The sequence below is a fragment of the Pseudomonas sp. ES1 genome, from assembly GCF_050586605.1.
In the GTDB taxonomy this organism is placed as follows: Bacteria; Pseudomonadota; Gammaproteobacteria; order Pseudomonadales; family Pseudomonadaceae; genus Aquipseudomonas; species Aquipseudomonas sichuanensis.
Window position 1 is genome coordinate 1 of the sequence record NZ_JBOBDM010000004.1, and the last position, 25,870, is coordinate 25,870.

Sequence of the window (25,870 nt, forward strand, 5' to 3'; positions counted from 1 at the left end):
CACCCCCTCCCCCATGGGGGGGTGGTTTTCCCCCGCGATCGTTTCAGCCTTCGTTATCTATTTAGATCTTCCAGCTATCACCTTCATATCCAAATGGTAGAGATCAAAGTGCCATTAATCAGGAAGGCTTAAATACAGCTTCCTATACTCCAGCAGGAACAGTCTCCAGCCGCGCGTCGTGGGGACCGGAGAGCACTCGACGAAGAGGCCTGCAATGGAGTGGCTGGGACTGCAATTGTTCTCGGGATTACCGACGACCGGGCAGATCATCCTCGACTGCCAACACAACCCCTACCTGGTGCTGTTGGCCTTTGCCGTGGCCAGTGCCGCCTGTTTCGCCACCCTGGACATGGCCGAGCGGCAAAGCCATTGCGAAGACCGCCTGGCCCGCAGGCAATGGCGAATACTGGGCGCCTGCTGCCTGGCCGGTGGTATCTGGGCGATGCACTTCATCAGCATGCTGGCCTTCCAGGCACCGCTGGACATTCACTACGACGCGGCCCTGACCGGCCTCTCCCTGCTGATCGCGCTGCTTGCCGCATGGCTGGCAATGAACGGCCTCGACCGTGCGCAAATGCGCCCGCACCACTACCTGCAGACCGCGCTGTTCATCGGCATCGGCATCAGCACCATGCACTACGTCGGCATGGCCGCCCTGCAGACCAGCGCCCAGCAGCACTACCAGACGGCCCTGTTGCTGGCATCGATCGCCATCGCCGTGGCCACCAGCCTGATCGCCCTGCTGATGGCCCGGCACTTCCGCCAGGGCAGTGGCACCTTGCACCTGCTGATGAAATACGGCGCCAGCCTGCTGATGGCCGGCGGCATTGTCGTGACCCACTTCACCGGCATGGCCGCCATGACCCTGGTGATCCCCAGCGAGACTGCCCTGCGCCTGACCAACGGCGACAACAGCCTGCAACTGGCGCTGACCATCGCCTTCATCACCCTGCTGATCAGCGGCAGCAGCATCAGCGCAGCGCTGTCCGACAAGAAGCTGCAAAGCAAGGAGCACGACCTGCGCCGGGTGAACCTGCTGCTCAGCCAGCTCGACCAGGCCCGCGCGTCACTGCAGCAGGCCGCGCACTATGACGCGTTGACCAACCTGGTCAACCGCCGTGGTTTCAACCAGGTGTTCGCCGAACGCCTGGCCGAGCATGCCGCCAGTGAAAGCATGCTCGCGGTGATGTTCCTCGACATCGACCACTTCAAGCGCATCAACGACAGCCTCGGCCATGCCGCCGGCGACGAACTGCTCAAGGTGATCGCCGGGCACATCAAGGCCGCGACCCGTGGTCACGACCTGGTGTCGCGCTTCGGCGGCGACGAGTTCTGCATCGTCACCGCACTCAACAACCGCGACGAGGCCCGCCATCTGGCGCAGCGCATCATGTTGCGCATGAAGGAGCCTATCGACCTGGCGGGCCGGCGCATGGTCATGACCACCAGTATCGGCATCAGCATTTTCCCCGACGATGGCCTGAGCACCGAGGAGTTGCTGAAGAACGCCGACCTTGCGCTTTACCAGTCCAAAGGTTGCGGGCGCAACAGCCTGAACTTCTTCAGCAACGGCCTGAAGACCCGCGCCACCCTGGAGCTGCAACTGGAAGAGGAACTGCGCGTGGCACTGTTCGAAGAACGCGGGTTGTGCGTGCACTACCAGCCGATCTTCGACCTGCGCAGCGGCCGGGTGGCCAAGCTCGAAGCCCTGGTGCGCTGGCAGCACCCGCAACATGGCCTGCTCGGCCCCGACCGGTTCATCGGTATTGCCGAGGCCAACGGCCTGATCGCCGAGCTGGACCTGTGGGTGCTGCGCCGGGCCTGCGCAGACCTGGCCCTGCTCGGTCGCCAGGGCCATGATGAGCTCAAGGTAACGGTGAACTGCTCGGCACTCACCCTCGGCCGCGAAGAGCTTGCCACCGAAGTGGAACTGGCGTTGTTCCAGGCCGGCCTGGCCGCCCGTCAACTGGAGCTGGAGGTCACCGAAAATGCCCTGATGGGCGACATCCAGCACACCGTCAACCTGCTCAAGCGCATCCGCGCCCAGGGCGTGGCCCTGTCGATCGACGATTTCGGCACGGGTTATTCATCGCTGGCCTACCTCAAGCGCCTGCCGCTGGACGTGCTGAAGATCGATCGCTCGTTCGTTCAGGACGTACCGGGCAACCAGAAAGACCGCGAAATCGTCCAGGCGATCATCATGATGGCGCATACCCTGCACCTGGAGGTGGTGACCGAGGGCGTCGAGACGCCAGAGCAGCGCGCGTTCCTCGCCGCCCATGGCTGCGACTACCTGCAGGGCTACCTGCTCAGCCGCCCGATCCCCCTGACCGAGCTGCGCCCGGTGCTCGAACGGCTCGATCGCCAGGCCCGCGTACTCAGCCCTTGCTGCGATACAGCTCTACCAGGGTCGCCGGATCTTTTTGCAGATAACCCTGGCTACCATGCAAGCGCATCAATTGCGCGGCGAGGCCACTGAGGGGCGTCGCCGAGCCCTGCTCGCGGGAGAATCCAACGGCGGTATCCAGGTCCTTGAGCAGGGTGCGCACATGCCACTTGATCGGTTCGAAACGGCTCTCGGCCATTTGCGGTGCAAGGATCTGCAAGGGTTTCGAGTCGGCGAAACCACCGGCCAGGGCTTCGGCGATCAGCCGCGCATCCACCCCTGACTGTTCGGCCAGCGCCACGACCTCGGCGATCACCAGCGCATTGCAGGCGACGATCATCTGGTTGCACGCCTTGGTCACCTGCCCTGCCCCCACCCCACCCATGTGCGTCACCCGCTGACCGAGGGTCAGCAACACCGGGCGAACGCGCTCCAGGTCATCCGCCTCGCCACCGACCATGATCGCCAGGGTGCCGGCTTCGGCGCCTGGAGTGCCGCCGGACACCGGTGCATCCAGCCAGGCCATGCCGCACAGGGCCGCCAGCTCCGCGGCCATCTCCCGCGTGGCGGTGGGCTCAAGGCTGGAGAAGTCCACCAGCAACTGGCCGCTGCGCCCACCCTTGGCGACGCCCTGCTCACCGAACACCACTTCGCGCACCACCGCAGTGTCGGCCAGGCACAACAGCACCATATCGGTGTCCTGGCACAGCTCGGCAGGGCTGGCGGCCAGGCGGGCACCCGCTGCCACCAGCTCGGCGCATTTGTCGGGGCTACGGTTCCACACTGTCAGCGGATAGCCGGCCGCCAACAGGCGACGACACATCGGCAGCCCCATCAGGCCGATCCCGGCAAAACCCAGCGAAGGCAACGCACTACTCATGAGCAACTCCAGACAGAAGATTAAAGAAGCGTGACGAACGGACGATGCAGTGCAGGTGCGATTCGCAAAAAACCATGTAGGGGCTAGGGAAATCCCCGATCGCACAAGAAAAAGACGCACTGATAAAGTCGCGATATTTCTCCGTGATAGCGTTATGACATGCTTCACCGGGAAGCCCACACTCCCAGGCAAACGGCGCACTATGACCTCTACGAACACTTCTGCCAATGCGGTCCCCGAGTCGACGCTCCTTCCCGCTTCGCTGACCGCAAGCGGTGCTCGAGACCTGCCGGCGGCGCGCAGCACCCCGGCGCAGCAGTACCTCTACTTCACCGAACAGGACATCCAGCGCATCCTCGACAACCTCGACGGCCTGCGCGACCTGGTATTCCCGCGCAACCTGCACGTGGAAGACGAAGACCAACTGCGCCTCGAACAGCAGTTCCCGTCGGTGTGCCTGATCGGCCTGGGCCGTTGCGGCTCGAACATTGCGCTGGACGTGGCGGAGCTGGTGTACAACGCCCGCACCTTCTTCCTCAATGAATTCAACAACGAGGATCGCCTCAAGGGCGAAGGCGGTTACAGCCCCGCGCGCTGGATCCGCCAGAACCTGCGCCTGGTACAGAACAAGGGCGTGAAGCCGGTATTCTTGGTCGAGCCGCTGGTGATGCTGGGCGACCTGGACAAGGACATCGCCGGGCGCATCCGCTTCTCGCGCAAGGGCGAGCGCGGCGGTTTCCTGCGCGACTACAGCAAGATGAAGATCATGGACCTGTCCGAGGTGCATGCCGGTGGCGCCGGTAACGCGCCGATCCTCGGCCAGTACCTGGCCAAGATCATCCTCAACAAGGATACCCAGCGCTTCTCCAGCGCCGACTGGAAGCTGATCCACTCGTACCTGATCGACTCCTGCGGCATCAAGGCCAACCAGTCGCGCCTGTATTTCTACATCTTCAGCGCCGGCGGCGGTACCGGTTCGGGCATGGCTTCGGAATTCGGCCTGGCCCAGCAGTACTCGTACATGAACAAGACCTTCGACACCAAGCCGGCCGACGAGAACGACGGCAAGAGCGGGCATTCGTTCGTCTTCGAGCCGATCTTCACCAGTGGCATCTGCGTGCTGCCCAACGCCTCCGACCACCGCAGCGAAATGTCCGAGGCCCTGCACATCAACGCCGGGCGCCTGCTGTGCAAATATCTTTCGGAAGAATGGGACTTCTCGTACAACTTCGATAACGAAGACAGCAGCGAAGCCAGCGTCATGGGCCGCATCCGCCCATGGAACGCGATGATGCTGATCTCCAACGACATCATGCGCTACGCCGAAGAAAGCGATGACGGCACGATCCAGAACATCGACGTCAACGCCATGGAGAAACACGCCAACCAGTACATCTCCCAGCAGATCTTCAACATCCTCACGGCGCAGGCGGTGACCACCGACTACGACCAGAACTACTTCCGCCGCGCCGGCATCGACATCGGCGAAACCATCCGCCTGGATGCCAACGACCTGTTCATGAGCCTGGCCGGCCCCGTGGCCATCGCCTACGCCGAATCCGTGGTGCCGGAAATCCCCCCGGCCGGGTCGGAAAAGTTCAAGGTATTCGAGCGCGAGCAGCCGCGGCTGGATATCGACGACCTGTTCTTCCGCTCCATCGACCTGCCGCACTTCAACAAGCAGACCCAGGCCATCGAAGGCATCAGCCTGCTGCCGATCGAGTCGAGCCGCTACCGCGCGGCACTGGAGCAATACCAGGCCTCGGGCTATGACGCCGCGGCGCTGCACGACCTGCACTTCTTCAAGAACTGCTCGTCGGTGGTGTCGATCGTCTCCCTGCCCAAGGACTACAAGCTGTCGTACATGGACCTGAACCGGCTCAAGACCCACCTCAACAGCCTGTTCCCCAACACCACGCTCAAGCGCTACGCGCTGGTGATCGGTGCTTCGGCCAACCTGTCGCTGACCACGCTGATCGCCAAGAGCCCGTGCCTGTCGGACGACTTCCTGACCCTGATCGTGGCGTTCATCAAGCGTTGCTTCGCGCGCAATCCGTACCGTTTCGACGACACCATGGACAACGCCATCCTCGATTTCATCACCAGCGAGCACTTCGACGAGGACCGCATCGACGACCTGCTCAACGAGTTCGAGAACCCGGCGAAGATCCTCGACACCAACTGGTACGCGATCAAGCCGATGTACGAGAAGAAGTACCGCGAACTGATCAACGACAAGAGCCGCTTCGTCTCGATCAACGACATCCGCCTGTCGCGCGAATGCGTGAAGAAGGCGGTGAAGTACCTGCGCGAAATCTACCGTCACCGCATCGGCAAGACCCGCGTGATTTCGTTGAACACCCATACCGGGCGCGTGGACTACTGATTACCCGCGGGGCGCCCGCTTTCCATGGACCTGCAGAGTCTTTCTGCCGGCCCCTGTGGGAGCGGGTTTACCCGCGAACACCAGCGAAGCTGGTGCCAGACACCGCATTACATGCTTCGCGGGTAAACCCGCTCCCACAGCGACCGTGCATGCCTTGAATAGAGCACTGTTACTGCACGAGCCTGCGAAGCAGCTCCATTTACGCATGCCGTAAACTGTTACCGCCCCGCCGAATCATCCCGCCACTGTTACTTACTTCCACCTTACGTGAGCGTCAATGCGCACCATCACGAGGCGTCTGTGCGATTTTGCGCACTAAAAAAGCGCGCGCTTATTCCGCTTTCTTTTCCTGAATCACGATGAACGGCGAAACGACCACCGCCCAGATCTCTGGATCGCGGGTTTGCAGGTCGAGTGCCTGCTCCGCAGACAGCGCCGCCACAGTGCCATCACTGCGCCACTTGGCGAAGATCTCGCTGCGATTCTCGGCCATTGCCTCGGCAACGACGATCAGGTCGAGGCTGGGGTCGACCCAAATCAGGTCACCCTTGGCCCAGAAACGTTCCAGGGCTTTCCACTCGATGGCAGCGGTCTCGCCGAGCAATTTGGCATAGAGGGTGCTTACTTGATCAGTCATGGGTTTACCTGCGTAAAAATCGGCCAAGAAAAAAGGCCAGCATTTTTGCAGAAAAACCCGGTTTCAAATACGTAATTTGGTCGATTCGGCGCGAACTTGTGGGGGCGGGCCGAGAGTGCAGGCAAAGTGATGGCGCTTTTCTGTATCTTTATGTCGATCAGGCGACACCCCTGGAAACAGACGCTTTTCGCCCGCTTTTCAAGCGCTCGGACAGCGCTCTACACTGTACCGGTACAGTTCCGGGACATGTTCCGGGGGAAGGTGGGGTTGCGGTTAGGCGTAGCCAGCCGCAAATCCCGCCCGGTCTGTAGGCCTGGCCTCCAGGACTATAAGAATTACAACAGAATGAGTGGAGCACTATGATCAAGATTTCCAAGCTGTTCGCCGCAATGGTTCTGGCCGGGGTTGCCAGCCATTCGTTTGCCGCCGATACCATCAAGATCGGCATCGCCGGCCCGAAGACCGGTCCGGTCACCCAATACGGCGACATGCAGTTCATCGGCGCCAAACAGGCCATCAAGGACATCAACGCCAAGGGCGGCGTCGATGGCAAGATGCTCGAAGCCAAGGAATACGACGACGCGTGCGACCCTAAACAGGCCGTTGCAGTCGCCAACAAAGTGGTCAACGACGGCGTCAAGTTCGTGATCGGCCACCTGTGCTCCAGCTCCACCCAGCCTGCGTCCGACATCTACGAAGACGAAGGCGTGATCATGATCACCCCGGCCGCCACCTCGCCGGAAATCACTGCCCGTGGCTACAAGCTGATCTTCCGCACCATCGGCCTGGACAGCGCCCAGGGCCCGGCCGCCGGCAACTACATCGCCGACCACGTCAAACCGAAAGTGGTCGCGGTACTGCACGACAAGCAGCAGTACGGTGAAGGCATCGCCACCGCGGTCAAGCAGACCCTCGAGAAGAAAGGCACCAAGGTTGCCGTCTTCGAAGGCCTGAACGCCGGTGACAAGGACTTCTCCTCGATCATCCAGAAGCTCAAGCAGAACAACGTCGACTTCGTCTACTACGGCGGCTACCACCCAGAGCTGGGCCTGATCCTGCGCCAGGCACAGGAAAAGGGCCTGAAAGCCAAGTTCATGGGCCCGGAAGGCGTGGGTAACGACTCCATCTCGCAGATCGCCCAGGGCGCCTCCGAAGGCCTGCTGGTGACCCTGCCGAAGTCGTTCGACACCGATCCTGAGAACAAGGCCATCGTCGACGCCATCAAGGCTGACGGCAAGGACCCGAGCGGTCCGTTCGTGTTCCCGGCCTACTCGGCCGTTGAGCTGATCGCCAAGGGCATCGAAGCCGCCAAGTCCGAAGACACCGCCAAGGTGGCCGAAGCCATTCACAAAGGCACCTTCAAGACCCCGACCGGCGAGCTGTCGTACGACGACAAGGGCGACCTGAAAGACTTCAAGTTCGTGGTCTACGAATGGCACTTCGGCAAGCCGAAGACCGAAGTCTCTCCTCAGTAACTGCGTGACTAATAGCTGACCGAGAAGCCCACTGTGCGAGCAGTGGGCTTTGTTTTACGAGGTTCTATGGGCCTGATTCCCGCGATCCGGGGGCTGGTCCACCTGAAAATCTTAAAACCGTCACCCGCGGTTTCCTGGCAGTGCCCGCAAAAGATCACGTGGCGAAGACCACGAGAACATGGGCCGGGGTCATCCCCCACCAGTGAAATGCAAATCAGGTTTTTAGGAGCGCTGTAATGCCTGAGATCTACCATTTCCTACAACAACTGGTTAACGGACTGACCATCGGCAGTACCTATGCCCTGATCGCCATCGGTTACACGATGGTGTACGGCATCATCGGCATGATCAACTTCGCCCACGGCGAGGTGTACATGATCGGTTCCTACGTGGCCTTCATCGCCCTTGCCGGGCTGGCCATGATGGGTATCCATTCGCTGCCGATCCTGATGACCGTGGCCTTCGTTGCCACCATCTGCGTCACCAGTGCCTACGGCTATAGCATCGAACGGGTCGCCTACCGGCCGCTGCGCAACAGCAACCGGCTGATCCCGCTGATCTCCGCCATCGGCATGTCGATCTTCCTGCAGAACACCGTGTTGCTGTCCCAGGACTCCAAGGACAAATCCATCCCCAACCTGATCCCCGGCAGCTTCTCGTTCGGGCCGGGCGGCGCGGAAGAAGTCCTGATCAGCTACATGCAGATCCTGGTGTTCGTGGTCACCCTGGTGGCCATGACCTGCCTGACCCTGTTCATCTCCCGTTCCCGCCTGGGCCGCGCCTGCCGCGCCTGCGCCGAGGACATCAAGATGGCCAACCTGCTGGGTATCAACACCAACAACATCATCGCCCTGACCTTCGTCATCGGTGCCGCGCTGGCGGCGGTGGCGGCCGTGCTGCTGAGCATGCAGTACGGGGTGATCAACCCCAACGCCGGTTTCCTGGTGGGCCTGAAGGCCTTCACCGCGGCGGTACTGGGCGGCATCGGCAGCATTCCGGGCGCCATGCTCGGCGGGCTGGTGCTGGGCGTGGCCGAAGCGTTCGGCGCCGACATCTTCGGCGACCAGTACAAGGACGTGGTGGCATTCGGTCTTTTGGTTCTTGTCCTGCTGTTCCGGCCGACCGGCATCCTGGGCCGCCCGGAGGTTGAAAAAGTATGAACAAAAATCTCAAACAGGCGTTCTTCAGCGCCTTGCTGGTCTGGGCCGTGGCCTTCCCGGTACTGGGCCTGAAACTGAGCATCGATGGCATCAGCCTGATCGTTCACAGCCAGGGCTCGTTCACCATCAGCATCATTGCCGCGTGTTCGGTGCTGATGTTCCTGCGCGTGCTGTTCGACAAGCAGTGGAGTGCGGTGATGGGCCGCCGCTCGGACCGCAAGCTGGTGCCACCGTCGGTGAGCAACTTCCTCACCCTGCCGAAAACCCAGCGCTGGATCATCATGGGGCTGATCGTGGCGGCGCTGATCTGGCCGTTCTTCGGCTCGCGCGGCGCGGTCGACATCGCCACCCTGATCCTGATCTACGTGTTGCTGGGCCTGGGCCTGAACATCGTGGTCGGCCTGGCAGGCCTGCTCGACCTGGGTTATGTCGGTTTCTACGCCGTCGGCGCCTACAGCTACGCGATGCTCTCGCACTACCTGGGCTGGAGCTTCTGGGTGTGCCTGCCGATCGCCGGCCTGATGGCCGCCACCTTCGGCTTCCTGCTCGGTTTCCCGGTGCTGCGCCTGCGCGGCGACTACCTGGCGATCGTCACGCTGGGCTTCGGCGAGATCATTCGCCTGTTCCTGCGTAACCTCACCGACTGGACCGGCGGCCCCAACGGCATCAGCAACATCCCCAAGCCCGAGTTCTTCGGCCTGACCTTCGAACGCAAGGCCGCCGAGGGGATGCAGACCTTCCACGAGTTCTTCGGGCTGGAATACAACTCGATCAACAAGGTCATCTTCCTCTACCTGGTCGCCCTGCTGCTGGCCCTGCTGGCGCTGTTCGTCATCAACCGCCTGCTGCGCATGCCGATCGGCCGTGCCTGGGAAGCGCTGCGTGAAGACGAGATCGCCTGCCGCGCGCTGGGTCTGAACCCCACCGTGATCAAGCTCTCGGCATTCACCCTGGGTGCCTGCTTCGCCGGTTTCGCCGGCAGCTTCTTCGCCGCCCGCCAAGGGCTGGTGACACCGGAGTCGTTCACTTTCATCGAGTCGGCGATCATCCTCGCCATCGTCGTGCTGGGTGGCATGGGTTCGCAGTTGGGCGTGATTCTCGCGGCCATCGTGATGATCCTGCTGCCGGAGATGATGCGTGAGTTCAGCGAATACCGGATGCTGATGTTCGGTGCGCTGATGGTGTTGATGATGATCTGGCGTCCGCAGGGCCTGCTGCCCATGCAACGTCCTCACCTGGAGCTGCCTCGATGAGCCGCGAAATTCTGCAAGTCAGCGGCCTGAGCATGCGCTTCGGCGGCTTGTTGGCGGTCAACGGCGTAGGCCTGACCGTCAAGGAGAAACAGGTGGTGGCATTGATCGGCCCGAACGGCGCCGGCAAGACCACCGTGTTCAACTGCCTGACCGGTTTCTACAAACCCAGCGGCGGCACCATCCTGCTCGACGGCCAGCCCATCCAGGGCCTGGCCGGCCATCAGATCGCCCGCAAGGGCGTGGTGCGGACCTTCCAGAACGTGCGCCTGTTCAAGGAAATGACCGCGCTGGAGAACCTGCTGATCGCCCAGCACCGTCACCTCAACACCAACTTCTTCGCTGGCCTGTTCAAGACCCCGAGCTTCCGCCGCAGCGAAAAAGAAGCCATGGAACGCGCGCAGTACTGGCTGGAGAAGGTCAACCTGACCGAGTTCGCCAACCGTACCGCCGGCACCCTCGCCTATGGCCAGCAACGGCGCCTGGAAATCGCCCGCTGCATGATGACCCAGCCACGGATCATCATGCTCGACGAACCGGCCGCCGGCCTGAACCCCAAGGAAACCGAAGACCTCAAGGCGCTCATCAGCTACCTGCGGGAATCCCACAACGTGACCGTGCTGCTGATCGAGCACGACATGAAACTGGTGATGAGCATCTCCGACCACATCGTGGTCATCAACCAGGGCACGCCCCTGGCCGATGGCACGCCGGAAGAGATTCGCGGCAACCCTGATGTGATCAAGGCCTACCTGGGGGAGGCGTAAATGCTGAAGTTCGAGAACGTTTCCACCTTCTACGGCAAGATCCAGGCGCTGCACAGCGTCAATGTAGAGATCAACCAGGGCGAAATCGTCACCCTGATCGGCGCCAACGGCGCCGGCAAGTCGACGCTGCTGATGACCCTCTGCGGTTCGCCCCAGGCCCATAGCGGCAGCATCAAGTACCTGGGTGAAGAGCTGGTCGGCCAGCCCTCCTCGCACATCATGCGCAAGAGCATCGCGGTGGTGCCGGAAGGCCGCCGCGTGTTCTCGCGCCTGACCGTCGAGGAAAACCTGGCCATGGGCGGTTTCTTCACCGACAAGGGCGACTACCAGGAGCAGCTGGACAAAGTCCTGCAACTGTTCCCGCGCCTGAAGGAGCGCTACATCCAGCGCGGCGGCACCATGTCCGGTGGCGAACAGCAGATGCTGGCCATCGGCCGTGCGCTGATGAGCAAGCCCAAGCTGTTGCTGCTCGACGAGCCTTCGCTGGGCCTGGCGCCGATCATCATCCAGCAGATCTTCGACATCATCGAACAGCTGCGCCGCGATGGCGTGACGGTGTTCCTGGTGGAGCAGAACGCCAACCAGGCGCTGAAGATCGCCGACCGCGCCTATGTGCTGGAGAACGGCAAGGTGGTGATGCAGGGTACCGGTGAAGCGCTGCTGACCGATCCGAAGGTGCGTGACGCGTACCTCGGGGGTTGAATGATCAAAGGGCCTTCGGGCCCTTTTTTCTGCCTGCAAGAAATGCATGGGCTTCTTCGCGGGTAAACCCGCTCCCACAGGGGCCGTGCACTCCTCAGGGTTGTACAGTACTTGTGGGAGCGGGTTTACCCGCGAAGAAGCACACGCGAATGACCTGGCGCTTGAGATCCCGACGCACCCTGAGTAACGTGGCCAGCTCTTTCGCCAAGATTCCCGGAGTCCGCCCCATGCGCCTCACCCCCTCCCTGCTGCTCGCCTCGATGCTGCCGCTGTTCGCCGGTTGCCAGGTGCTGGCCGAAAAACCGGTCGACCCGAACCTCGGCACCACGCGCATGCAGGGCGAACTCAGCGCCGGCGGCGGCCACCTGCTGTTCAAACCCTGCAACGAAGCCCGTCAGTTCGTCATCAATGACGCTGGCAGCACCGCGATCCTGCAGGAGGCCGCCAACCTGGCCAAAGACTCCAAGGACAAACTGTTCAGCGACCTGCGCGGCCGCCTGACTGGCAGCAAGCAGGCCGGCAGCGACGGCCAGGTCGACGTCACCCGCCTGTACCGCCTGGAGCCCACCGCCCGCGGTTGCGAAGACCCCAACTTCAAGCAACTGACCCTGCGCGCCGGCGGCCACGAGCCGGACTGGGACATCAAGGCCAGCGGCAAAGGCATGGTGCTCAACCGCGTCGGCCAGGAACCGCTGCCACTGCCCTTCCTCGAAGAAGAGCTGCCCGGCGGCGGCCTGAGCCTGTCCAGCGAAGCCAACGGCCAGCGCGTCGAGCTGTGGGTCGCGCCGCAGCGTTGCGTCGACGGTGCCACCGGCGCGATCCGCCATCTCAAGGCCGAACTGCGCATCGACGGCAAGACCCTGAAGGGCTGCGCTTACTACGGCGGCGCCCGCGACCTCTGATCGCCGGGTGCTTTTATCCTGCCAGTCGGGGCGGCGAACAGCTTATACTTGGCGGTTTGTGTAAAGCCGCCGGCCGCCCATGGCCGGGATACTGGACCCTGCCATGCTACGAATCACCGAACTCAAGCTGCCCCTGGACCACTCCGACGACGAGCTGCGCGCAGCCATCGTCCAGCGCCTGGGCATCACGGATGAGCAACTGCTCGGTTTCACCCTGTTCAAGCGCAGCTACGATGCGCGCAAGAAGAACAGCGAGCTGCTGTTCATCTACACCATCGACCTCGAAACCAGCAACGAAGACGAGCTGCTGCGGGTGTTCGCCGACGATCCGAAAATCAGCGTCGCCCCGGACGTCAGCTACAAGTTCGTCGGCCACGCCACACCGGCAGTGCAGGAACGCCCGGTGGTGGTCGGCTTCGGCCCGTGCGGCATCTTCGCCGGCCTCTTGCTGGCACAGATGGGCTTCAAGCCGATCGTCCTCGAGCGTGGCAAGGAAGTGCGCCAGCGCACCAAGGACACCTGGGGCCTGTGGCGCAAGAGCGTGCTCAACCCCGAGTCCAACGTGCAGTTCGGCGAAGGCGGCGCCGGCACCTTCTCCGACGGCAAGCTGTACAGCCAGATCAAGGACCCGCAGCACCACGGCCGCAAGGTGCTGGAAGAGTTCGTCAAGGCCGGTGCGCCGGACGAAATCCTCTACATCAACAAGCCGCATATCGGTACCTTCCGCCTGACCAGCATGGTCGAGAAGATGCGTGAAGAGATCATCAGCCTGGGCGGCGAAGTGCGCTTCGAGCAGAAGGTCACCGACCTGCTGGTCGATGGCGAGCAACTGACCGGTGTGGTCCTGCAAAACGGCGAGCAGCTGCTGTCGCGCCATGTGGTCCTGGCCCTGGGCCACAGCGCCCGCGACACCTTCCGCATGCTTCACGCCAAAGGCGTGTTCATGGAGGCCAAGCCATTCTCGGTCGGTTTCCGCATCGAGCACCCACAGTCGCTGATAGACAAGGCGCGCCTGGGCAAGTATGCCGGCCATCCGAAGCTGGGTGCTGCCGACTACAAGCTGGTGTACCACGCCAAGAACGGTCGCTCGGTCTACAGCTTCTGCATGTGCCCGGGCGGCACCGTGGTCGCCGCCACCAGCGAGCCGGGCCGCGTGGTCACCAACGGCATGAGCCAGTACTCGCGCAACGAGCGCAACGCCAACTCGGGCCTGGTCGTCGGCATCGACCCGGAGCGCGATTACCCGGGCAGCCCGCTGGCCGGCATCGAACTCCAGGAGCGCCTGGAATCCCACGCCTACGTGATGGGCGGCAGCAACTACCAGGCACCGGCGCAGCTGGTAGGTGACTTCGTGGCCGGCCGTGCGTCCACGGCGCTGGGCAGCGTCGAGCCTTCGTACAAGCCGGGCGTCACCCTCTGTGACCTGGCGGCAAGCCTGCCGGCGTTCGCCATCGAAGCCATCCGCGAGGCACTGCCGGCCTTCGAGCGCCAGATCAAGGGCTACAGCCTGCATGACGCAGTGCTGACCGGGATCGAAACGCGCACCTCCTCGCCGTTGCGCATCACCCGTGACGACAGCTTCCAGAGCCTGAACCTCAAGGGCCTGTTCCCGGCAGGTGAAGGCGCGGGCTACGCCGGCGGCATCCTGTCCGCCGGGGTCGATGGCATCCGCATCGCCGAAGCCGTAGCACGGGACATGCTGGGCCTGAACGACTGACCGTTCGACAGGCCTGTGTCGCCTTGACGGCACAGGCCTGCGGTCACTCTCGGATTTTTCCGGCTCTTCCCTGAGAATTACCTTCCTGCCCTGCTCCGCATTGCCGTCTAGGCTTGCCCAGTCGTACTCGCAATAGCTTATAACTAAAACGAATATAATTTTTGTTTTAAAGCATATCCCCACACGCTAGGGTGTACGCCCGTTTCAATCCAGCTATTTGGAGAGCCCTCACCCGTGCGTAGCCTCTTCGCTCGTTTCTTCCAATTGGAAGCCGCCAGCGGCCTGCTGCTGATCGCCGCCGCCGTGCTGGCCCTGATCATCAACAATTCGCCGCTTTCCTATCTGTACAACGGCCTGCTCGAAGTACCGGTCGCCGTCCAGGTCGGTGCCCTCGAGATCGCCAAGCCACTGCTGCTTTGGATCAACGATGGCCTGATGGCGCTGTTCTTCCTGCTCATTGGCCTTGAGGTCAAGCGCGAGGTGGTCGACGGCCACCTGTCCAAGCCTTCGCAGGTGATCCTGCCTGCCACTGCCGCCATCGGCGGCATGCTGGTGCCGGCGCTGATCTACTGGTTCATCAACCGCGACAACCCGGCTGCCGTGGCCGGTTGGGCAATCCCTACCGCCACCGACATTGCCTTCGCACTTGGCGTGCTCGCGTTGCTGGGCAAGCGTGTGCCGGTGTCGCTGAAGCTGTTCCTGATGACCCTGGCGATCATCGACGACCTGGGCGCGATCATCATCATCGCCCTGTTCTATTCCGGCACGCTGTCCAGCCTGTCGCTGATGCTGGCCGGCGCCTGCCTGATCGCATTGCTCGCCATGAACCGCCTGGGGGTGGTCAAGCTTGGCCCTTACCTGGTGATCGGCCTGATTCTCTGGGTCTGCGTGCTCAAGAGCGGTGTGCATGCCACGCTTGCGGGTGTGGCCCTGGCCCTGTGTATCCCGCTGCGTACCAAGCACGCCGAAACCTCGCCGCTGCTGAGCCTGGAACACGCGTTGCAGCCCTGGGTCGCCTACGCCATCCTGCCGCTGTTCGCCTTCGCCAACGCCGGCGTTTCGCTGGCCGGTGTCACCCTGGAAAGCTTTACCCACCCGGTCCCCATGGGCATCGCGCTCGGCCTGCTGGCCGGCAAGACGGTCGGGGTGTTCGGCCTGACCTGGATTGCCGTCAAGCTGCGCCTGGCCGCACTGCCGGCCGAGGCCAACTGGGGGCAGGTGCTCGGGGTGGCGATCCTCTGCGGCATCGGCTTCACCATGAGCCTGTTCGTCGGCTCCCTGGCCTTCGTACCAGGTAGCAGCGACTACGCGGGCATGGACCGCATGGGCATCCTCACCGGTTCGTTCTTCGCCGCCGTGGTCGGTTACCTGATCACGGCCATGGCAAGCCGAAAAGCCGCTGCCCGCTGATTCCAGCAGGCAAAAAGAAACCCCGACCGGCAAAACCGTGTCGGGGTTTCTTTTGTCTTGCGATCAGTGCGTGACGCGGCTGGTGCCATCGACAGTCATGATGCGCACACGCTCGCCAACGCGGAAGATTTCGTTCTGCTGCACCTGCTGCACATAGGCGCGCATGCTGCCGTCGTCTTCACGCACGGTGATCTCGACGCCCTGGGTGCGGGTCAGGCCTTCTTCGGCGGCGGAACCGGCCAGGCCACCGGCCACGGCACCGATCACAGCGGCAACGATGCTGCCACGGCCACCGCCAACCGCGCTGCCGGCAACACCACCGACAATGGCGCCGGCACCACCACCGATTGGCGTCTTGGTGCCTTCGATCTTCACGGGACGCAGCGATTCGATGGTGCCCATGCGCACGGTCTGCACGCGGCGGGCCTCATCACGGGAGTAGCTGTCACCGGTCAGCGACGACTGGCAGCCGCCCAGCAACAAGGCCATGGTGGTGAAGCTCGCCACCAGCAAAACGGATTTACGCATGAGGACAATCTCCAAAAGTTTCAGGTGCTCATTAGACGCCTCGCCTTGACAGGTGTCACGGCGCAAACGTTATAAATTTGTTCCCATTCAGCTCAGGTACAGCCACCGTCGGCTGTGCCATGGGCACTCGGGTTGGACCAAGGATAGCCATGGATTACTTCATCGTCGTGGTGACGACTGTCGCCGGCCTGTACTTCCACGGCTGGCTGTATCTGCGCATGAGGCGTTGGATGGACCGTGATCTGGCGCTTTCGCTGGCCGGGCAGGATCCGGCGAAGCAGGCATTCATGCTCCAATTGCTGGAGCGGGCGCGGGCAGAAAAGATCAAACGCAAAGCGCTGGCGGCCTGGCTGGAACGCGAGGCCGCCGCGTTCAAGAGTTAAGGTGCCAGGCGCTCACGCTGCCACTGGCCATCCACCAGCCGATAGTTCAGGCGATCATGCAACCGGCTGGCGCGGCCCTGCCAGAACTCGATGCGCTCCGGCAGCAAGCGATAGCCACCCCAGTGCTCGGGGCAATGGGGTTGCGTATCGGAGAAGCGCGCCTCGGTGGCCTTGACCAGCCCCTCCAGTTCCTCGCGATCAGCGATCACCCGGCTCTGCGGCGACGCCCAGGCCCCCAGGCGGCTGCCCAGCGGGCGCACCTGATAGTAATCGTCCGACTCCTTGGCCGTGACCTTTTCCACCCGCCCCTCGATCCGCACCTGACGCTCCAGCGCCGGCCAGAAGAAGGTCATGGCCGCAAACGGCCTGGCCGCGATGTGCTGGCCCTTGGCGCTTTCGTAGTTGGTGAAGAAGGTGAAACCCTGTGCATCGAGGGCCTTGAGCAACAGCACCCGGCAATGCGGGCGACCGTCGGCATCGACAGTGGCCAGGGTCATGGCGTTGGCTTCCACCGGCAGCTGCTCGGTTTTCACCGCATCGGCGAACCATTGGTGGAACAGCGCGAACGGCTCACCCGGCGCCTGGGCTTCAGCCAGGCCATCACGGGTGTAGTCGCGGCGCATATCGGCCAGGGATTGGGTCATGGCTGCGTTTCCTTGACGATCAGTTGGTCTTCGCAGGGCTGTTGGCGGCGACTTTCTTGTCGGTGCTGGCCTTCTTCGCGGCAGGTTTGGCCGGAGCGGCTTTCTTTTTCGCAGCCGCAGTGGCCTTGGCCGGAGCCTTGGCTTTGGCGGCTGGTTTTTTCGCCGCAGGCTTGGCGGCCGGTTTGGCGGCTGCGGCCTTGGCTGCCGGTGCCTTGGTGTCCTGCACCGCAACCATCGGCGCTGCGGCTGGCGCAGGCGCTGCCTGCTGGTACTTGGCCAACAGGGCGACCATGGTGTCCTTAGGGGTCAGCAGCAGTTCGACACGGCGGTTCAGGGCACGGCCCGGGGCGCTGTCGTTGGCGGCGCGCGGCATGACCGAACCCATGCCTTTGAGCATCAGGCGATCACGTTGCAGGCCGCTAAGACGGAAAATCGCCGACACCGAAGCGGCACGCTCGAGGCTCAGCTTCTGGGTGGCCGCAGTGGCGCCACTGCTGTCGCCATGGCCGAGGATGAGGATGGCGGTCTTGCTGTCGGCCTCGATGGCCTTGGCCACCTGGGTGATCGGGCTCAGGGTCACCGGCAGCAGCATATTCGGGCGATCCGGGTTATAGGAGCCGTCGACCGGAATGGTCACCGCCAGCAGGTCTTCACGGCGCTCCAGCTCGAACTTGCTGCCCTTGATGGCTTCGCGCACCTTGGGTTCGTACTGGTCGAGCCAGGCCTGGGTGGCCTTCTGGTCGATCTTTGGCACGGCCGCCGCTTGCGTGGTTTTCTCGTCGCCACCGAATGGCCACCACCAGCGGCTGCCGCTCTCGGACTTGGCGTCGGCCTTGGCGACGTTTTCGGTCACGGCCGCTTTCACTTCCTTGTCGGCGACTTTATCCGAACCGAAGGGCCACCAGCTCAAGCCGCCGTCTTTCGAACTGTCCTGCGAGTGGCTGGCGCAGCCAGTCATGGTCAGGCACAGGGCGAGTGCTAAGGTTTTATGTGAAGACATCAGCGATACACCATGAAATTGAAAGAAATTCTACCCACACCTTTCAGGCGTTGGCACTGAGGATAGTCAAAGGGCCGGGGCAATACCCGCGCCACCCGATCAAAGGCAGCCGGCAAGCACACGTACCAGTTTTTGCGCGCGCGGGTCCATCAGCACGTATGGGCCCAACGTATTGGTGACGAAGCCGAAGGCCACATCGTGTTCGGGGTCGGCAAAGCCGACCGAGCCACCTGCCCCCGGATGCCCGAAAGCCCGGGCGCCGAGGCCGAAGGTGGCGTTGGCCACCTGGGGCTGGTCAAGCATGCAGCCCAGGCCGAAGCGGGTCTGGGTCAACAGAGTGCGGTCCTGGCCGAGGCTGTGCTCGCGGGTCAGCTCGTCGAGCAGTTCGGATTCCAGCAGGCTGCCATCGAGCAGGCCGGCGTAGAACCCTGCCAGGCTGCGTGCGTTGCCGTGGCCATTGGCCGCCGGTTGCTGCATACGCCGCCATTCCGGCTTGTTGGTGCTGGTGAGGATCGCCGGCGGGTTGGTGAAAGCGCGGGTCGACAGTGCTTCGGGCTCGCGCATGGTCACCTGCAACAGGCGCTGGGCCGCAGCATCGCCCGGGTTACCCTTGCCGCGGGCGATGTGCGCCACGCGGTGGAATTCTTCGTCCGCCAGGCCCACATGGAAATCCAGGCCCAGCGGCCTGGCGGTGCGCGCGACAATCGACTCGCCCGGCCCACGGCCATCGCCGCGGCGGATCAGCTCACCGATCAACCAGCCATAGGTGATCGCGGCATAGCCATGCTCGGTGCCTGGGGTCCACCAGGGTGCCTCGGCGGCCAGCGCATCGACCATAGCCTGCCAGTCGTACAGCGCCTCGGCCGGCAACAGTTCACGAATGGCCGGCAGGCCTGCGCGGTGGCTGAGCAACTGGCGCAGGGTGACCTGCTCCTTGCCAGCCTGGGCGAATTCCGGCCAGTAGCGCGCAACCGGCGCATCCAGTGCCAGCTTGCCCTCGCCCACCAGTTGCAGGGCGGTGACGGCGGTGAAGGTCTTGGTGCAGGAAAACAGGTTGGCGATGGTATCGCTGTGCCAGGCCTCACGGCCGTCCTTGTCGGCACTGCCGGCCCACAGGTCGACCACGGTCTCGCCGCCGACCTGGATGCATAGCGCCGCACCACGCTCCTGGGGATCCTCGAACAACGCGGCGAAGGCTTCACGCACCGCCTCGAACTTCAGCTCATAGTGGCCCTGAATCTGCACCCGCCTGTTCTCCGTACGACCTTGCTGAAAAAGGCGTGCATTGTTTCAGTAGTTGGCCCTTTTGCCTACTGAATGTGGCCGGGTGGTCGCAAGGAAAAACTGATATTCGAGGCGCGCAGGGCGGTCACTGCGCGGGTTTGTCGAGGCCCTTGCGCAACTGACCAACGGCTTGCAGGTTGCTGCGGCGCACCGCCTCGACAAAGCCCGGATAGGCCACATCGGTGATGGCCACCAGCCCCAGATGGCCGTTTTCGCCATCCAGCAGTCTCCCGCTGGCCGGTTGGTCGAGGTACTGGAACCAATGGGCGCCGATGATCATCGGCTGGGCCAGTGCCGCCTTGAGGAAATTACCGTAGGCCGGGCCACGGTCTTCCTCGCGGGCCACTTCCAACGGGCCGGGCCAGAACGGGCCACGGTCGCGGGAGCCGAACTGGAATTCCGACACCAGCACCGGCTTGTCCAGCTCGGCCAGCCTGGCGAAGTCATAACCGTCTTCGGGCTTGAGGGTATAGAAGTTGAAGCTGAGCACGTCGCAGAACTCGGCGCAGGCCTTGACTGCTTCCGGCGTGCTCACGGCGAAGCGGCCGCCCAGCAGCAGGTGATTGGGGGCATGCCACTTCAGTGAATCGGCAATGGTCTTGAAGTAGGTCTGGGCGAACACCTGCTGGAAATACTGGTAGTCGCGCTCGATTTCCGGGTGTGCAGGGTCAGGCAGCGGTGCCTCGAAGCCGGGGTCTTCCATCAGCTCCCAGGCGCTCAGCTCGATGCCCCAGGCTTTCGACAGCCCTTCCTGGTTGCGGTACTTGTCGCGCAGTTGCTTGAGGAAGGCGCGCTTGGCCGGTACATCGGTGGTCAGGCGCAGGGTGCCGTAGGCCAACCCATAGCGGGCCCTCGGGTCGTCACCGGGTGCGGCCCAGGCCAGTTCGTTGTCGGCAAAGTAGCCGATCAGCCACGGGTCGTCGCGGTGGTCACGGGCGGCGATGGCCACGGCGCGCTCGGTGGCCATGGCGAAACGCGGGTCGAACGGGTCAGGCATGCGCCCCCACCAGTCCATGCCGGTGCTGATGCTGGCGTAGTCGCCGACGATCGACAGTGGCAGCGTGTACGGCATGCGCTTGGCCTGGGCAAAGCTTGGGTCGCTCCAGTTGCCCAGGGTATTGAAGCCCCACGCTTGCAGGCGGTCGAGGCTGTGCGCCTGCCAGCGCGGCAGGTCCAGGGCCAGTGGCGGGCAGGCCGGTTCGGTCGATGCCGAGCAGGGTTTGCCGTAGGTGCGCTGCAGGTTGGCCGCATAGAAATCGAACCAGCGCCCCTGCTTGAACTGGCGCCCCTGGGACGAGGTGTTGCCATCATCGTTGTTGCCTTCGCCATAGAACGCCGCCAGTGCCTCGCCATCAGCCGGCAGTGCCTTGAACATGCTTTCGCGACCGGCGACGTAAGTGCGCCCGCCATCGGCGGCGACGGCATTGACACCCAGGGAATAGAACGGGTGCCCGTCGGGCGTCACCAGGTACCAACGCCCGTCGCGCTTTTCGGTACGGAAGAAGCCCTTGGCCTCGAAGGCTGGCCCCGCCAGCAGGCCGCCATAGGCGTCCAGGCCGAGCTTGTCGCGCTCGCCCAGCCAGCTTTTCAGCTGCGCCTGCTCGCGGCTGTCGGCAGCCTTGAGCTGGTCGTCGCCGACGATTTTTTCCGGCCAGCGCCCACGGGTGGACTGGCCATAGCCGTCGATCAGCTCGCTGTAGGCGGCTTTGAACGCCAGGTCATCGTCCTGCAGGCCGACCTTCTCGATCAACAGGCTCTGCGCCACTTTGGGGCTGGGTATGCTCAGGCTGACCGAGGTGACTTGCTTGAGGTCCACCTCCCCTGCACTGCTGGTCAGCAGCAGGCGCTGGCCTTCATGGGCCCATGGCATCGGCGGGCCGGCACGCATGCCCTGGCTCAGCGGCGAGCTGGCCTTGAGGGGAATCATCACCGTCTGCGCCGGCCCTGCCGGCAAGTCGATACGGCTGGTGAGGGTGCGCCCATCGCTGCTCTGCACCGCCACGTCGACGGTCAGTGCCCAGTCCATGCCGCTTTGCAGGCGCAGGGTCAGGGCCTGCCCGGCCGCCCAGTCCCAGGCGCCACTGGGCGGTGCCAGGCGCAAGGTCGGTTGCGCCACCGGATTGAACACCACCCGCCGCAACACCTCGCCTTCGGCGGTCTGCTCCGCGTTGTACTGCGGCATCGCAGCGTCCTGGGTGGTCACGTTGACCACCGCGGCGGGGCGCACGAAGCTGAACAGCGTCTGTTGCCCGGCCAGCAACGGCGCACTGAACAACAGGGAGAACATCACAGGCAGGGTACGGCGGATCATAGGGCGGTGGCTCTCCTTCTGAGCCCGTCATGGGCTCACGATCGAGTATGGACAACAAAGGAAGCGTCTTGCTCCGGCAGTCAGCCGATTTCCCGTCGGAATGGCGGCAGCGCATTGAGAATAGCCTTGCCGTAGCGCTGGGTGACCAGGCGCCGGTCGAGCAAGGTGATGACGCCGCGGTCCTGTTCGGTACGCAGCAGCCGGCCGCAGGCCTGGATCAGCTTCAGCGAAGCGTCAGGCACGGCGATTTCCATGAACGGATTGCCGCCCCGGGCCTCGATCCATTCGGACAACGCGGCCTCGACCGGGTCATCCGGCACCGAGAACGGGATCTTGGCGATGACCACGTGCTCGCAGTAAGCGCCCGGCAGGTCGACACCTTCGGCGAAACTGGCCAGGCCGAACAGCACACTGTGCTGGCCATCGTCGACCCGCGCCTTGTGCTTGTTCAGGGTTTCCTGCTTGGACAGGTTGCCCTGGATCAGCACCAGCTTGCGCCAGTCGCGGTCCAGGCCATCGAACACGTCCTGCATCTGTTTACGCGACGAGAACAGCACCAGCGCGCCCCGTGCACCTTCGACGATGTTCGGCAGTTCACGGATGATCGATGCGGTGTGCGCCGTGGCATCGCGTGGGTCGGCGCCCAGGTCGGGCACCCGCAACAGGCCGGCGTCCCCATGCACGAACGGGCTGGGCACCACGCACTGCACCGCGTCGCGGGGCAGCCCCGAGCGCATGCGGAAGCGGTCGAACTTGCCCAGCGCGGTCAAGGTCGCCGAAGTCACCAGGGCGCCATGGGCGACGTTCCACAGGCTTTTACGCAGCATCTCGGCGGCGAGAATCGGGCTGGCGTTGACCTCTATATCGAACAGCGCGCCAGTTTCGGCCAGGGTCAACCAACGCGCCATGGGCGGGTTGTCTTCCGGGTCTTCGGCAGTGAACGCGGTCCACAACTCCCAGTTGCCCTGGGCACGGGTCACCAGGCTGCCGAACAGCGGGTACCACTCCTCGGCCTGGTGGCTGGCAATGCCGATGTTGTTCTCGCCGTCCATGCCTTCCTTGAGCAGGTCGGCCAGACGAGTGAACAGGTCGGTGAGGCGGGCGAAGCCTTTTTTCAGCTCGATGCCGACTTCGCGGATCTGCTCGGGCACCACGCCGCCTTCGAAGCGGTAGCGCGGGCGGTCGCGGCCTTCCATGTCTTCACCGGTGCGGAAATCGGCAACCTGCTCGCACAGGGTGAACATGAACTGCTGCTGGGTGCGCACCTCACGGGCCAGCTCCGGCACCTGCTCGATGTAGCGCCCCAGGTCGCCCGGCAGCGGGTGCTGGGCCAGCAGTTTGGTGAGGTTCTTGGCCGTCTGCTCCAGCCAGTCGGCGGTGGAGCGCAGGCGCGAATAGTGGGCGAAGTGGCCGATGGCCTTGTCCGGCAGGTGATGGCCTTCGTCGAACACGTACATGGTGTCGCGCGGGTCGGGCAGCACAGCGCCGCCGCCCAGCGCGAGGTCGGCGAGGACCATGTCATGGTTGGTGACGATCACATCGACCTTGCCCATGCCTTCGCGCGCCTTGTAGAACACGCACTGCTGGAAGTTCGGGCAATGGCGGCCGGTGCACTGGCTGTGGTCGGTGGTCAGGCGCGCCCAGTCCTGGTCCTCGACGGCTTCCGACCAGCTGTCGCGATCACCGTCCCAGCGGTTGCCGGCGAGCTTCTCGATCATGCTGTTGAACAGCTTCTGGCTGCGCTCGTCGACTTCGATGTGGAAGCCTTCCTCTTCGAACAGCTGGGCGGTGGCCGACTGGGCGTGGCCTTCTTGCAGCAGGATGTCGAGTTTGGACAGGCACAGGTAGCGGCCACGGCCTTTGGCCAGGGCGAAGCTGAAGTTCAGCCCGCTGTTGCGCATCAGGTCGGGCAGGTCCTTGAGCACGATCTGTTCCTGCAGCGCCACGGTCGCGGTGGCGATCACCAGGCGCTTGCCGGCGGCCTTGGCGGCCGGGATCGCGGCAAGGGCGTAGGCGACGGTCTTGCCGGTACCGGTACCCGCCTCGACCGCCACCACGGCGGGCTCGCCGGCACGGCGCCCTTCGTCGTCACAGGCGATGTCGCCGAGCACCTTGGCCACTTCGGCGATCATCAGGCGCTGGCCATAGCGTGGCTTGAGGCTTTTGGCTTCGAGGAAACGCGAGTAGGCGCCCTGGATGGTGGCTTTGAGTTCGTTGCTGATCATGGTCTGCAGGCGCCCGGAGGGCTGGATATATTTTCAGTGTTTCGCATGGGCCGGCTATCATACCCCGCTATTGCCCTTTGTGCCGCATGGAGATCCGGATGCTCGCCTTTGCCCTGCCCTACACCCTGCATGTCCTTGCCGCCCTGGTCTGGGTCGGCGGCATGTTCTTCGCCTGGCTGATCCTGCGCCCGGCCACGGTTGCAGCCCTGGAGGGGCCGGCGCGGCTGCGTTTGTGGGTGGAAGTTTTCCAGCGGTTCTTCAGATGGGTCTGGCTGGCGGTGGCGATTCTGGCGATAAGCGGGGTGGGCATGATTCACCTGCGCTTTGCCGGGTTCGAGACCGCGCCGCGGTACGTTCAGGTGATGATCGGTGGCGGGATCGTGATGTTTGCGTTGTTCATGCGGATTCAGTCGTTGCTGCTGCCTGAATTGCGCACGGCGGTGCAGGCTGAGGATTGGGCGGCGGGGGCTGGGGTTCTGGGGCGGATTCGGCGGATGGTGGGGGTCAATCTGGCGATTGGGCTGGCGGTGGTTGCGGTGGCGAGTTCGCGGGTTTTGGTTTGATAGGGGCTGGGCCTTCGAGCTTTGGGTTTTGCGTGAAGGCTACCAAGTGTTCGCCGAAAGCCTTGCAGCGCCTATGGGATCGAGCGCCGCCCGCGCGGCGCATCGCTGGCAAGCCAGCTCCCACATCTGTTTCGGGCCAGTTACTCCTGTTGTTTCATCGCTATTCGCCTTGTTGGTTCGACTCGATATTAAGGTGGGCACCACTGGCGCCCCGCCTGACTTGAGACATGCACCAAGGCGGACAGCGGTACCCTTACAGGCATAATTGGCCCGAAACAAATGTGGGAGCTGGCTTGCCAGCGATGCGCCGCGCGGGCGGCGCTCGATCTGATGGGCGCTGAAAAAACCTCGCCGAACACCTGCCAGCCTCCCCGAACCCTTGAAAGGGACGCCCACCAAATCCCCCAACTTGCAAAACCAACCACCTCAACTCAAACCTTCAACGCCTTCTTCGGGTAGATATCGTACCGACTAGACTTCCCCTCAAGGCTATGGCTCGGCTTCGGCCCATCGATAATCGGCGCCTTGCGCGGCCGCTTGACCACCACCCGGTGCGAAGCCAACGCCAACGCCGCCTCGAGCAACGCCGGCGCATCCAGGTCATCACCGACCAACGGCCGGAACACCCGCATTTCCTTCTTCACCAGCGCGCTCTTGTCCCGATGCGGGAACATCGGATCAAGGTAGATCACCTGGGGCGCCTCCCCTTCCCACCCGCGCATGCGCTCGATGGCATTGCCAGTCAGCAGCCGCATGCGCTCGACGATCGCCCCCACCTCAAGATCCCCCCGCGCCCGCGCCAGGCCATCTTCCAGCAAGGCCGCAATCAGCGGCTGACGCTCGATCAAGGTCATCTGGCAGCCCAGGCTGGCCAGCACGAACGCATCCTTGCCCAACCCCGCAGTGGCATCGAGCACCTGCGGCCGCACGCCCTGGGCGATGCCCACCGCCTTGGCGATCATCTGCCCGCTGCCACCACCGAACAGCCGCCGATGCGCCGCCTGCCCCTCGACGAAATCCACCCGCACAGGGCCAGGCGCCTGCGGGCCCAGTTGCTGGATCTGCAGGCCATCGGCACCGACCTGCACGGCAAACCCGGCCGCCTCGTCGGCCAGCGGCAAGCCCAGGCGTTCGGCCCATGCCAACGCCTGCGCCTGGAATTCGGGGGCCAGTGCCTCGATCCTGATACCTGTGCCCAGCTCTTGCTCTACCATCGGATCCCGCACTCGAAATTAATTAATGAAACCCCGGCCTCAGCCG

Annotated in this window: 21 protein-coding genes; 12 read left to right on the forward strand and 9 right to left on the reverse strand. The window is 63.5% G+C overall.

Features of this window, described 5'->3' with window-relative positions:
- Positions 1-214 precede the first annotated feature (214 nt).
- A complete protein-coding gene (locus ACQ4N9_RS02705; protein ID WP_390969363.1) occupies positions 215-2,479 on the forward strand; it encodes a putative bifunctional diguanylate cyclase/phosphodiesterase in 2,265 nt (754 codons plus the stop codon).
- Here ACQ4N9_RS02705 and ACQ4N9_RS02710 read toward each other — a convergent pair.
- Positions 2,379-3,266: an NAD(P)-dependent oxidoreductase gene (locus tag ACQ4N9_RS02710; RefSeq protein ID WP_390969365.1), complete on the reverse strand. Its 888-nt coding sequence runs from the start codon at positions 3,264-3,266 to the stop codon at positions 2,379-2,381. The two genes, ACQ4N9_RS02705 and ACQ4N9_RS02710, sit on opposite strands and share 101 nt — an antisense overlap.
- A gap of 202 nt (positions 3,267-3,468) precedes the next feature.
- Here ACQ4N9_RS02710 and ACQ4N9_RS02715 point away from each other — a divergent pair, with 202 nt between their 5' ends.
- Positions 3,469-5,652, forward strand: coding sequence for a hypothetical protein (locus ACQ4N9_RS02715; RefSeq protein WP_390969367.1), 2,184 nt, complete (start codon positions 3,469-3,471; stop codon positions 5,650-5,652).
- A gap of 331 nt (positions 5,653-5,983) precedes the next feature.
- Here ACQ4N9_RS02715 and ACQ4N9_RS02720 read toward each other — a convergent pair whose 3' ends face one another.
- On the reverse strand, positions 5,984-6,289 hold the full coding sequence (locus ACQ4N9_RS02720; protein ID WP_125462914.1) for a DUF2288 domain-containing protein: 306 nt from the start codon (positions 6,287-6,289) through the stop codon (positions 5,984-5,986).
- Positions 6,290-6,648: 359 nt separating this feature from the next.
- Between ACQ4N9_RS02720 and ACQ4N9_RS02725 the strand changes: the two genes are divergently transcribed.
- The 8 genes from ACQ4N9_RS02725 to nhaA all read left to right on the forward strand — a co-directional run bounded on the left by ACQ4N9_RS02725 (position 6,649) and on the right by nhaA (position 15,672).
- Complete coding sequence (locus ACQ4N9_RS02725) at positions 6,649-7,764, forward strand: branched-chain amino acid ABC transporter substrate-binding protein (RefSeq protein WP_390969369.1); 1,116 nt, start codon at positions 6,649-6,651, stop codon at positions 7,762-7,764.
- A 236-nt stretch (positions 7,765-8,000) separates the two neighbouring features.
- Entirely contained in the window at positions 8,001-8,924 is a 924-nt protein-coding gene (livH, locus tag ACQ4N9_RS02730; protein ID WP_125857673.1) for a high-affinity branched-chain amino acid ABC transporter permease LivH, read from the forward strand.
- Positions 8,921-10,177: a high-affinity branched-chain amino acid ABC transporter permease LivM gene (locus ACQ4N9_RS02735; RefSeq protein ID WP_390969371.1), complete on the forward strand. Its 1,257-nt coding sequence runs from the start codon at positions 8,921-8,923 to the stop codon at positions 10,175-10,177. Before livH ends, ACQ4N9_RS02735 begins: the two co-directional genes overlap by 4 nt.
- Entirely contained in the window at positions 10,174-10,941 is a 768-nt protein-coding gene (gene livG, locus ACQ4N9_RS02740) for a high-affinity branched-chain amino acid ABC transporter ATP-binding protein LivG (RefSeq protein ID WP_125462912.1), read from the forward strand. The genes ACQ4N9_RS02735 and livG overlap by 4 nt, the downstream gene beginning before the upstream one ends.
- Positions 10,942-11,643 (forward strand): ABC transporter ATP-binding protein, encoded by a 702-nt coding sequence (locus ACQ4N9_RS02745; RefSeq protein ID WP_125462911.1) that lies wholly within the window; start codon positions 10,942-10,944, stop codon positions 11,641-11,643.
- Positions 11,644-11,870: 227 nt separating this feature from the next.
- Positions 11,871-12,545 carry a COG3650 family protein gene (locus ACQ4N9_RS02750; protein WP_390969374.1) on the forward strand — a complete coding sequence of 225 codons (675 nt, stop codon included), beginning with the start codon at positions 11,871-11,873 and terminating at the stop codon, positions 12,543-12,545.
- 103 nt (positions 12,546-12,648) lie between these two features.
- Positions 12,649-14,262: an NAD(P)/FAD-dependent oxidoreductase gene (locus ACQ4N9_RS02755; protein WP_390969376.1), complete on the forward strand. Its 1,614-nt coding sequence runs from the start codon at positions 12,649-12,651 to the stop codon at positions 14,260-14,262.
- A gap of 234 nt (positions 14,263-14,496) precedes the next feature.
- A complete protein-coding gene (gene nhaA, locus ACQ4N9_RS02760; protein WP_390969378.1) occupies positions 14,497-15,672 on the forward strand; it encodes a Na+/H+ antiporter NhaA in 1,176 nt (391 codons plus the stop codon).
- A 63-nt stretch (positions 15,673-15,735) separates the two neighbouring features.
- Here the strand turns inward: nhaA and ACQ4N9_RS02765 are convergent, their stop codons facing one another.
- A complete protein-coding gene (locus tag ACQ4N9_RS02765) occupies positions 15,736-16,200 on the reverse strand; it encodes a glycine zipper 2TM domain-containing protein (RefSeq protein ID WP_110996277.1) in 465 nt (154 codons plus the stop codon).
- Between the two features lie 149 nt (positions 16,201-16,349).
- On the opposite strand from ACQ4N9_RS02765, the gene ACQ4N9_RS02770 reads away from it, so the two are divergent.
- Positions 16,350-16,583 carry a hypothetical protein gene (locus tag ACQ4N9_RS02770; RefSeq protein WP_390969380.1) on the forward strand — a complete coding sequence of 78 codons (234 nt, stop codon included), beginning with the start codon at positions 16,350-16,352 and terminating at the stop codon, positions 16,581-16,583.
- On the opposite strand, the gene pdxH is transcribed toward ACQ4N9_RS02770, so the two are convergent.
- From pdxH to dinG, 5 genes are all read right to left on the reverse strand, one after another.
- Positions 16,580-17,227, reverse strand: coding sequence for a pyridoxamine 5'-phosphate oxidase (pdxH, locus tag ACQ4N9_RS02775; RefSeq protein ID WP_153786231.1), 648 nt, complete (start codon positions 17,225-17,227; stop codon positions 16,580-16,582). The genes ACQ4N9_RS02770 and pdxH overlap by 4 nt on opposite strands.
- A gap of 19 nt (positions 17,228-17,246) precedes the next feature.
- Positions 17,247-18,227: an OmpA family protein gene (locus tag ACQ4N9_RS02780; protein ID WP_110996274.1), complete on the reverse strand. Its 981-nt coding sequence runs from the start codon at positions 18,225-18,227 to the stop codon at positions 17,247-17,249.
- Positions 18,228-18,326: 99 nt separating this feature from the next.
- Positions 18,327-19,472, reverse strand: coding sequence for a serine hydrolase domain-containing protein (locus ACQ4N9_RS02785; protein ID WP_390969383.1), 1,146 nt, complete (start codon positions 19,470-19,472; stop codon positions 18,327-18,329).
- Positions 19,473-19,596: 124 nt separating this feature from the next.
- Complete coding sequence (locus tag ACQ4N9_RS02790) at positions 19,597-21,822, reverse strand: beta-galactosidase (protein WP_390969385.1); 2,226 nt, start codon at positions 21,820-21,822, stop codon at positions 19,597-19,599.
- Between the two features lie 80 nt (positions 21,823-21,902).
- Positions 21,903-24,047: an ATP-dependent DNA helicase DinG gene (gene dinG, locus ACQ4N9_RS02795; RefSeq protein WP_258645221.1), complete on the reverse strand. Its 2,145-nt coding sequence runs from the start codon at positions 24,045-24,047 to the stop codon at positions 21,903-21,905.
- 98 nt (positions 24,048-24,145) lie between these two features.
- Here dinG and ACQ4N9_RS02800 point away from each other — a divergent pair, with 98 nt between their 5' ends.
- Positions 24,146-24,610, forward strand: coding sequence for a CopD family protein (locus ACQ4N9_RS02800; RefSeq protein WP_125462902.1), 465 nt, complete (start codon positions 24,146-24,148; stop codon positions 24,608-24,610).
- Positions 24,611-25,041: 431 nt separating this feature from the next.
- Here the strand turns inward: ACQ4N9_RS02800 and ACQ4N9_RS02805 are convergent, their stop codons facing one another.
- Complete coding sequence (locus tag ACQ4N9_RS02805) at positions 25,042-25,824, reverse strand: class I SAM-dependent methyltransferase (RefSeq protein WP_390969388.1); 783 nt, start codon at positions 25,822-25,824, stop codon at positions 25,042-25,044.
- Positions 25,825-25,870: the final 46 nt, after the last annotated feature.

Coding starts and splice junctions, on each gene's coding strand:
- ACQ4N9_RS02710 (WP_390969365.1), bottom strand. CDS start 3,266: ATGAGTAGTGCGTTGCCTTCGCTGGGTTTTGCCGGGATCGGCCTGATG.
- ACQ4N9_RS02755 (WP_390969376.1), top strand. CDS start 12,649: ATGCTACGAATCACCGAACTCAAGCTGCCCCTGGACCACTCCGACGAC.
- ACQ4N9_RS02725 (WP_390969369.1), top strand. CDS start 6,649: ATGATCAAGATTTCCAAGCTGTTCGCCGCAATGGTTCTGGCCGGGGTT.
- ACQ4N9_RS02780 (WP_110996274.1), bottom strand. CDS start 18,227: ATGTCTTCACATAAAACCTTAGCACTCGCCCTGTGCCTGACCATGACT.
- ACQ4N9_RS02705 (WP_390969363.1), top strand. CDS start 215: ATGGAGTGGCTGGGACTGCAATTGTTCTCGGGATTACCGACGACCGGG.
- ACQ4N9_RS02735 (WP_390969371.1), top strand. CDS start 8,921: ATGAACAAAAATCTCAAACAGGCGTTCTTCAGCGCCTTGCTGGTCTGG.
- ACQ4N9_RS02715 (WP_390969367.1), top strand. CDS start 3,469: ATGACCTCTACGAACACTTCTGCCAATGCGGTCCCCGAGTCGACGCTC.
- ACQ4N9_RS02750 (WP_390969374.1), top strand. CDS start 11,871: ATGCGCCTCACCCCCTCCCTGCTGCTCGCCTCGATGCTGCCGCTGTTC.
- livH (WP_125857673.1), top strand. CDS start 8,001: ATGCCTGAGATCTACCATTTCCTACAACAACTGGTTAACGGACTGACC.
- ACQ4N9_RS02790 (WP_390969385.1), bottom strand. CDS start 21,822: ATGATCCGCCGTACCCTGCCTGTGATGTTCTCCCTGTTGTTCAGTGCG.
- ACQ4N9_RS02800 (WP_125462902.1), top strand. CDS start 24,146: ATGCTCGCCTTTGCCCTGCCCTACACCCTGCATGTCCTTGCCGCCCTG.
- ACQ4N9_RS02745 (WP_125462911.1), top strand. CDS start 10,942: ATGCTGAAGTTCGAGAACGTTTCCACCTTCTACGGCAAGATCCAGGCG.
- ACQ4N9_RS02720 (WP_125462914.1), bottom strand. CDS start 6,289: ATGACTGATCAAGTAAGCACCCTCTATGCCAAATTGCTCGGCGAGACC.
- livG (WP_125462912.1), top strand. CDS start 10,174: ATGAGCCGCGAAATTCTGCAAGTCAGCGGCCTGAGCATGCGCTTCGGC.
- ACQ4N9_RS02765 (WP_110996277.1), bottom strand. CDS start 16,200: ATGCGTAAATCCGTTTTGCTGGTGGCGAGCTTCACCACCATGGCCTTG.
- ACQ4N9_RS02805 (WP_390969388.1), bottom strand. CDS start 25,824: ATGGTAGAGCAAGAGCTGGGCACAGGTATCAGGATCGAGGCACTGGCC.
- ACQ4N9_RS02770 (WP_390969380.1), top strand. CDS start 16,350: ATGGATTACTTCATCGTCGTGGTGACGACTGTCGCCGGCCTGTACTTC.
- dinG (WP_258645221.1), bottom strand. CDS start 24,047: ATGATCAGCAACGAACTCAAAGCCACCATCCAGGGCGCCTACTCGCGT.
- pdxH (WP_153786231.1), bottom strand. CDS start 17,227: ATGACCCAATCCCTGGCCGATATGCGCCGCGACTACACCCGTGATGGC.